At 27.1% G+C, this 8,384-nt stretch carries 7 protein-coding genes; 2 read left to right on the forward strand and 5 right to left on the reverse strand.

Annotated elements, in window-relative coordinates:
- Positions 1–168: 168 nt before the first annotated feature.
- Together Q0H31_RS12435 and Q0H31_RS12440 are read left to right on the forward strand one after the other, a co-directional pair.
- Positions 169–1,095, forward strand: coding sequence for a sigma-70 family RNA polymerase sigma factor (locus tag Q0H31_RS12435; protein ID WP_295298657.1), 927 nt, complete (start codon positions 169–171; stop codon positions 1,093–1,095).
- Positions 1,096–1,198: 103 nt separating this feature from the next.
- On the forward strand, positions 1,199–2,062 hold the full coding sequence (locus Q0H31_RS12440; RefSeq protein WP_295298658.1) for a hypothetical protein: 864 nt from the start codon (positions 1,199–1,201) through the stop codon (positions 2,060–2,062).
- A gap of 87 nt (positions 2,063–2,149) precedes the next feature.
- Here the strand turns inward: Q0H31_RS12440 and Q0H31_RS12445 are convergent, their stop codons facing one another.
- The 5 genes from Q0H31_RS12445 to Q0H31_RS12465 all read right to left on the reverse strand — a co-directional run bounded on the left by Q0H31_RS12445 (position 2,150) and on the right by Q0H31_RS12465 (position 8,232).
- Entirely contained in the window at positions 2,150–3,238 is a 1,089-nt protein-coding gene (locus Q0H31_RS12445) for an iron-containing alcohol dehydrogenase family protein (protein WP_295298659.1), read from the reverse strand.
- Positions 3,239–3,263: 25 nt separating this feature from the next.
- Positions 3,264–4,304, reverse strand: a complete 1,041-nt coding sequence (locus Q0H31_RS12450) for a diguanylate cyclase (protein WP_295298661.1) — start codon at positions 4,302–4,304, stop codon at positions 3,264–3,266.
- A gap of 72 nt (positions 4,305–4,376) precedes the next feature.
- Complete coding sequence (locus tag Q0H31_RS12455; protein ID WP_295298662.1) at positions 4,377–5,342, reverse strand: DNA methyltransferase; 966 nt, start codon at positions 5,340–5,342, stop codon at positions 4,377–4,379.
- 8 nt (positions 5,343–5,350) lie between these two features.
- Positions 5,351–6,895: a glutamine-hydrolyzing GMP synthase gene (gene guaA / locus Q0H31_RS12460; protein WP_295298663.1), complete on the reverse strand. Its 1,545-nt coding sequence runs from the start codon at positions 6,893–6,895 to the stop codon at positions 5,351–5,353.
- Between the two features lie 467 nt (positions 6,896–7,362).
- Positions 7,363–8,232, reverse strand: a complete 870-nt coding sequence (locus Q0H31_RS12465; protein ID WP_295298665.1) for a hypothetical protein — start codon at positions 8,230–8,232, stop codon at positions 7,363–7,365.
- Between the last annotated feature and the right edge of the window lie 152 nt (positions 8,233–8,384).

Raw genomic sequence — 8,384 nt, forward strand, 5'->3', positions numbered from 1 at the left:
AAATTGGGTTATTTATATTATAAGGAATACCTACTTTTTTTAACTAAAAAATGTGCAATATCTCTGGCTCCTAAACAGTAAGTTTATTTTTATAACCTTGACAATTTTTAAAAATCTTTTATTCTATATATATTAAATTTTTATATTCTTTTGATAGGAAAATAACACTTGAAAAAAGATATTAACGAAGAATACAAAGGTCCTGTCAGCGTATATTTAAAACAAATAGGTGAAATACGCAGACTTACAAAGGAAGAAGAATTAGAATTATGGCAGCGTCTTGAAGTTTGCCGAGAAAATAAAAATAAATTAATAAGTGAAGATGAAGAAAAGTATTCTAAAGAAATTGAAGAAATTGATAAAGAAATAAATTCTATTCAGCACAAATTAGTAAAATCAAATTTAAGATTAGTTATAAGTATTGCAAAGAGATATTATAATAGCGGAGTTCCTTTTATAGATATAATAGATGAAGGAAATATTGGCTTAATAGAGGCAGTAAAAAGATTTGAATATAGAAAGGGATTTAAATTTTCTACTTATGGAGTGTGGTGGATAAAACAAAGTATAGTCAAAGAGATATCAAGCAAAAGACATATAATAAGATTCCCAATGCATATAGCAAGATTAATAAAAAAAAGCATACAAATATCAAAAAACCTCACACAGCAGCTTGGAAGAGAGCCTTCTATAGATGAAATAGCAAAAGAAATGAAAATAGACAGAAAAACACTCTCTTCTATAATAATATTCACACAAGAAACTGCTAGCGTTGACTCTTTCTTTAAAAACTCTGATAATAACGATATGACTTCTTTCATTGAAGATAAAAACTTCCCTTCTCCTCATCAAGATGCATTTATGGAAAGTTTAAGAGATACTCTCACAGAAGCATTAAAAGCTTTAGATGAAAAAGAAAGAACTGTAATTATAGAAAGATTTGGGCTTTACGGAAAAGAACCTAAAACATTAGAAGATACTGGAAAAGAATTAAATATCACAAGAGAGAGAGTAAGACAAATACAAATAAAAGCTCTTAAAAAATTATCCGGTCTTAACTTATCAAAAGAATTAAAAAGTTTCCTTTGGGATTAATATATTTTTGAATTAACATATTTTTAATTATTTTTTTATAAAAGATTTTTATTATTATCCGAATTAATTAGCATATAATTTAAAAAATTAAAAGGATATTATCATGCCTAATGAAATCAAGAAAAAGCTCAAGCCAGTAATAATAATTCTTTTAATACTTATAGTAGCAGTTGCTGGCTTTTTTATTGTAAGAAGTATATTAAACAGTAAAGGAATACCTAACTTAGATTTCCCAGAAACAAATACAACAGATATTACCGATACTACAATAGATGATATATTCGGTGATGATATTACTCAAGAAGAAAAAGATTTCTTATCTACAAATCAAACAATAGAACCTAATACAACAGAAACTAATATAAATACAAACAACAATTCTATAGCATTAACAGAAGATGGATTATATGAAGCTAACAATAATATCAATATACCAGATATAGCACCATCTCAAACTCCAAATAAGCCTTCTTCTGGAAGCTCTGCTTATATTTATGATACTACAGGAACAGTGGTTGTAGAGCCTAATACAGGAAATACTCAAACATTAAATAATGCAGTAAATAATAATCAAGCAGTTAATATAAGCTCTTTCATTATAAATTATAATGACAGATTTGTTGCTTCTAAAAGCGATCCATTATTAATAACTTTAGCTGTAAAAACACCTCCAGAGGGTAAATTTGCTAAAATAAGATTTTATGCAAGAAGAATAGATGATAATTACAACATTTTAAGCAGAGATTTAATATTCTATCTTCCAAAAATATATGTTATAGAAGGACAAGCACAAACTCAATTCTATTTTGCAGGAAGAAAATCTCCATTAAGCGGCGGACAATATTTACCTAAAGGAAGATATTTATTATATGCCGAAGCTGAAATAACAGATTCTAATGGCTTACCTGTTGGAAAAACTGGAAGATATCCTCAGCCTCAATGGAATTACGTTATAACATTAAAATAAAAAATAAATTTAAATAAAAATTAAGCTCTGGAAAAAACATCATTCCAGAGCTTTTTATTTTTTTCAATTTAAATACTAAATAAAAAATTATAATAGTTTTTTTCTATTATACTCTTCAAGTTCTAACATAGCATTAATTATCATATCTTTAGTAATAGGATAAGGCGAAACCTCCAAATCCTTTGAAACATATGCCCCATCTAAAACTTTTAATAATTCTTCATTTTCTAAACTTATATCCTTTATACCTATAGTTTTTATTGAGGTTGGAAGAGATAATGATTTATTAAAATTAAAAACCTTTTCTAATTTATCATACTGCTTATCCATTATTAAGAGTAAAAGTATTCCATAGGCTACAAGCTCGCCATGAAAAAACTTTTCACCTATCTCTTTTATTCTTGTAAGTCCATTATATACAGCATGAGGTAATGATATATGATAATCATCTTTCATCATCACAGAAGTAAGACCTGTAGTATATACTATATGCAAAACTACTCTATTAAAATCATCAGTATTTTTCTTATTTTTAAAATCATTAAAAGCTTTAAGATAGTATTTTATTATATCATCAGAACATTCTCTTATTATTTCATAACCCAAAAAATTGTTATAATCAAAAACTTCATTTCTTGTAGAAAATAAAGTCTCATATTGCTTAGATAAAGCATCTCCCATACCCGCAACAAAATATCTCTCTGGAGAGCTTAATATAATATCAGTATTAATAAAAGTATGAATAGCAGGTCTTTTCTCTGTATACAAATCTTTATAAGAATCATCACTATTATACATAACAGATAAACTTGTAACAGCAGCACAATTAGAAGCTAATGTAGGAAATGTAAATAGAGGCTTATTTATCATATCGCAAAGCGTCTTTACAGTATCAACACAGCGTCCTCCTCCAACAGCAAAAATCATATCAGCTTCTTTTATCTCTTTAATATTTTTAAGCATCTCGACATTCTCATAGCTCGCAACCCCACCATAATAAATCTCAGCAATTATATTTATTTTTTTTAAACTATTTAATAGAATATCTCTTGAAGCGTTTAAGGATTTTTTTCCAGAAATAATTACAGCCGTAGAACCATAATTTTTACATATATCATCTATATAGTTATAAGCATCGCTTCCAATAGTATAATTTGGTAAAAATAAACTTTTCATAAAAACATATCCTTATATTAAACAACTATTTTTTATTAGACATTATAGACTCATAAACAACAACCCTATTTCTTCCGCGATGTTTAGCCTCATACATAGCTATGTCAGACTCTTTCACACATTGAAATATTGAAATCTTTGAATTGTGCCTGTATTCTGATATACCAATACTTATAGTAATTTTGATATCTTGAGATTCATAATTAAAAACTTTATTTTCAATAGTTTTACGAATCCTCTCACCTACAATAAGTGCCTCTTGTTTATTTGTATTTGGACAAATAATAATAAACTCCTCACCGCCATATCTAAAAGAAATGTCGCTTCTTCTAAGAATATTATCAGACGGCGAAGTTAGCATTCTTCCTATCTCATGCAATACCAAATTACCGCAATCATGCCCATATATATCATTAACATTCTTAAAATGATCCAAATCCATAAATATAAGTGATATAGTATATTTATAACGCTTAGCTCTTTCTGCTTCCTCTTCTATAACTTTGTAAAAATATCTTATATTGTATAAATTAGTAATATGGTCAATTATTGATTGTTCATTTAATATATCTATTTCTTTTTTTAACTCTTTGATAAATCTATCTTTTTCTATAGATGATTCTAGTTCTATATTATCTACACTAAGCCTTATATTTCTTATTTTTAATTTAAGGATTATATCATATAAAGTGTATATATCCACTATTCCTATAGGAAAATCTTTATCATCAACAACAATAGCATAATCTAGTTTTTTATCTATCATCATATTAAACACATCATTAGTATCTGTATTAAATGGAACTTTTATATAGTTTTTAGTAACTAGTTTTGATATATCTTGATTAGCAAGACAGCCTATATTCTTTTTTTTCATTTGTTTTGCTAAAACGGCAAACAAATCATTATATGTAACAACGCCAAAAATTTTCTTATTTGCATTTGTGATGATAAATAGTTTTGGAGGATTTTTTGATGATATAGCAACTAAATCTTGAAAAGTAGTATTTTTATATATTATTTTGACATTATCAGCCTTAATGTAATTTATTATATCAACATGCATATAACGAGCCTTTAATCAAAAAAAATATTAACAATACCAAATTAATTTTAACATAAAGTCATATTTTTTCAATTATTTTTTTAGCTTATTTTGAAGCTGCATAGTGTTTCTCTCCCAGAATATATTATCAGTGTAGCCCTGTATTTCTTTGTTTTGCAAAGCAGATTCTATTCTTTTTTCTGCCCAAGCACAGTATGCTGGGTTTTGCTCTATGCCTGAGTAGTTTCTTCCTAATTTCTTAGCCACAACCGAAGTAGTACCGCTTCCCAAAAATGGGTCAAATACAAAATCATTTTCATTAGAGCTAGCCAATATTAACTTTGCTATTAACTTTTCTGGCTTTTGTGTAGGGTGTGCTGTATTTTCTGGCATTGACCAATAAGGAATAGATATATCGTCCCAAAAATTAGATGGGCAAGTATCTCTAAAGTTTCCGTTTTCTGTTTCTATCCAATCCTTTGGCCTTCCTTCAATTTTGTATGGAGCTATTACTTTTCTTCTTATTTTTACTTTATCTATATTAAAAGTGTATTTATTTGATAATGTAGCAAACCATATATCTTCCATTCCATTTTTCCAATTATTTTTTGCCCCTCTACCCTTCTCTCTCTGCCAAGTTATTCTGTTTTGTATGTTAAAATATTTTTCTAACACATTTCCTATAACAAGGCTTGACTTCCAATCGCAGCATACATACACCGTGGCATTTTCTCTTAATATAGGAATAATGCTTTCTACCCATAAATGAGTATATTTCTCATAGCTTAAATTATCTCTGTCTTTAAACTTATATCCATGATAGTTTTTTGATATATTATAAGGAGGATCAACTATCATTAAATCGGCTATATTCTTTTCTATTTTTTTTAATACATCAAAAGTGTTTCCATTTATAGTTTTATTTATAATATCTTCTTTTTTGTATTCTTTTATACTATCATTATCTATAACACATTTATTTAAATATGCTTTACCTTCTTCAGTATTTATATTAAAATCAATAGTTTTATTTTTTGATGATTTTATTTTTTCATCCATCTATTATATTATTCCCATTCTATAGTAGCAGGCGGTTTTGAAGATATATCATAAACAACACGGTTAATACCTTTTACTTCATTTATTATTCTGTTTGATATTATACCCAAAACATTATAATCAATCTTAGCCCAATCAGCAGTCATAGCATCAACACTCTCAACAGCCCTAACAGCACAAACCTGCTCATAAGTACGGCCATCACCCATAACGCCAACACTTTTTACAGGAAGAAGTATAGCAAAAGACTGCCATAATTTTCTGTAAAGTCCTGCTTTTTTTATTTCGCTTACAACTATATCATCAGCCTCTTGAAGTATTTTAACTCTCTCTTCTGTGATGTCTCCAAGAATTCTCACTGCCAAACCAGGACCTGGGAAAGGCTGCCTATAAACTATATCTTCAGGTAATTTTAATTCTAATCCAATCTCTCTCACTTCATCTTTGAATAATTCTCTAAATGGCTCTAAAAGTTCAAATTTCATATCCTTAGGAAGTCCTCCAACATTATGATGGCTCTTTATAACTGCTGAACTTCCTCTTAATGATACACTCTCTATAACATCAGGATAAAGAGTACCCTGTGCTAAAAATCCTACATTTTCTATTTTTTTAGCTTCGTCACTGAATACATTTACAAATTCATGACCTATTATCTTTCTCTTTTGTTCTGGGTCAGTAACACCAGCCAATTTATCTAAAAATCTTTTTGAAGCATCAACATAAATTAAATCAATATTGAAATTATCTCTGAATACTTCAACAACCTTTTTGTCCTCATCTTTTCTTAATAATCCATTATTAACAAATATGCATTTTAATTGCTTTCCTATAGCTTTTTCTATTAATACTGCAGCTACAGAAGAATCCACTCCCCCTGAAAGACCAAGTATCACATTTTTATCGCCTACAGTTTTTTTTATTCTTTTTATTTCATATTCTATAAAAGAGCCCATATTCCAATTTCTTTCACATTTACAAATATTAAATAAGAAATTTTCTATTATTTTTATTCCGTTTTCAGTATGAACTACTTCAGGGTGAAACTGTATAGCATAAATATTTTTTTGTTTATTTTCTATAGCAGCAAGTTCTGTATTGGGTGTTTTTGCTATAAGTTCAAAACCTTCAGGAATAGATTTTATACTATCCCCATGGCTCATCCACACTATATTACTTTTACTAAATGATTTAAATATGCTTTCATGATTAGTTATTTCAATTTCAGCTTTTCCATATTCGCGTTTTTCTGCACTTTCAACTTTTCCGCCCATAGAATAAACTATTATCTGCATACCATAGCATATTCCTAATATAGGCACACCAAGTTCAAATAGTTTTTTATCTACTTTTGGAGCATCTTCTTCATATACGCTTGAAGGTCCTCCTGAAAGTAATATTGCTTTTGGATTAAACTCTTTTATAAAATCTATTGAAACATGAAACGGGTGAATCTCCGAATAAACATTTAATTCTCTTATTCTTCTTGTTATTAATTGTGTAAACTGAGAGCCGAAATCTAATATTAAAACTTTATCAATATTGTTTTGCATATTTTCCTCTTTTTTTTAAAATAAAAACATGATTTATGATTTATCTAAGATTGATTAAACAATATTATATTAAAAAAATAAAATTTCAATTAATAGTTATCATAATACATAGATTTTTAAATACGCACGGTAAGCAGATTTTTGGTTTAATGAAAATTATTTTATATTTAACATATTTATTTTTTTAGTAAGTTAAGCGTGCGTTAATTATATTTTAAATTTAAAAAACACTAGGGTGGGTGCCATAATTCATATTGAAAATAATAAATATAATTAAAACTAAAAATTAAGCATTAAATATTGAGGGCGGGGAGCGTAAATAAAATTTAAAATCTATTTACATTCCCCACCCTTTATGATTTTTTGTTTATATTTGATTTTTTTATTTTGTTTATATTATGTTACTCACACAAAAAAGCATACCCGCCCAAGTTTTTTTAAATTTATAGTTTTATCTGAATAATATATTAATTTCCAAATTTCATTCCTAAATTGAAAGCTATTTCAAAACTAGAAAAACCGTATTTCTTAATATCATAATCATCATAGTAACCAATAGCACCGCCTCCAATACTTGGATATCCTTCATATATTTTTTGATAATCTTCATAAGACATATTAGCAATATCATAGAATATATCAAAATTATATATTAAACTTACACCAAATAAAAATGCTATCTTTTCATTAAAATAAAAATAATCATCAATTTGAAGTTTTATATATGGTATAAACGGATAATCAAATTTTCTCTTTATATCTTTGAATGAATATTTTTCGGCTAAATGACTTTTATAATTTTCATCAGCATCATTATTCATTGTATTATAATATTCACCAGCCAATGCTATTTTCATTCCAAAACCTATACCTATATTAAGCTCCATTTTACCATCATAGTTTGAATTAAAATCTTTAAGTAAAGAAGTAATATTAACAGCATATTTAGGCATTAATCCTATATTGAGAGTATGAAAAACTAAATTCTGACTCGCATTATATATTTTATTATTGCCATAATTATTATCAGTTTTAGCTTCAAATGTAGAGGCAAAATCAAGCCTTGAATATCCTATTTCAGTTAATATACTTATAGCATTATTTTCATTTATATTGAATCTATACCCAAAATTTTCAGTAACTCCAACATTGAAACTCATATCTTCTCTAATTGTATCTATATAAATGTTTCTTACAAAGTTCCATTTAGGATCTACTATATTAGGAAATGTGGAAGTAATACCTATAGGTACATATATACTAGCTTCAAATTCTGTAAATGCGTATTTTGTAAATAGTGAAATGAATATTAAAACATATAACACTACTTTTTTCATTTTAAACTCCTAATATTATTAATTGGTGAAAATGATACTCTATAAATATAGAAAAAACAACTAAATATTAAAATCTATTTTGTTTAGGAGCCATACATATTGCACGTTTTTTAGTTTAAAAAAAGCAGGTATTCCTTATAATTTAATTAACT

The sequence above is a fragment of the uncultured Brachyspira sp. genome (genome assembly GCF_934747485.1).
In the GTDB taxonomy this organism is placed as follows: Bacteria; Spirochaetota; Brachyspiria; order Brachyspirales; family Brachyspiraceae; genus Brachyspira.

Bases quoted from the DNA above. Each gene is read 5' to 3' on its own strand.
- Q0H31_RS12440 (WP_295298658.1), top strand. From the start codon at position 1,199: ATGCCTAATGAAATCAAGAAAAAGCTCAAGCCAGTAATAATAATTCTT.
- Q0H31_RS12450 (WP_295298661.1), bottom strand. From the start codon at position 4,304: ATGCATGTTGATATAATAAATTACATTAAGGCTGATAATGTCAAAATA.
- Q0H31_RS12445 (WP_295298659.1), bottom strand. From the start codon at position 3,238: ATGAAAAGTTTATTTTTACCAAATTATACTATTGGAAGCGATGCTTAT.
- guaA (WP_295298663.1), bottom strand. From the start codon at position 6,895: ATGCAAAACAATATTGATAAAGTTTTAATATTAGATTTCGGCTCTCAG.
- Q0H31_RS12465 (WP_295298665.1), bottom strand. From the start codon at position 8,232: ATGAAAAAAGTAGTGTTATATGTTTTAATATTCATTTCACTATTTACA.
- Q0H31_RS12455 (WP_295298662.1), bottom strand. From the start codon at position 5,342: ATGGATGAAAAAATAAAATCATCAAAAAATAAAACTATTGATTTTAAT.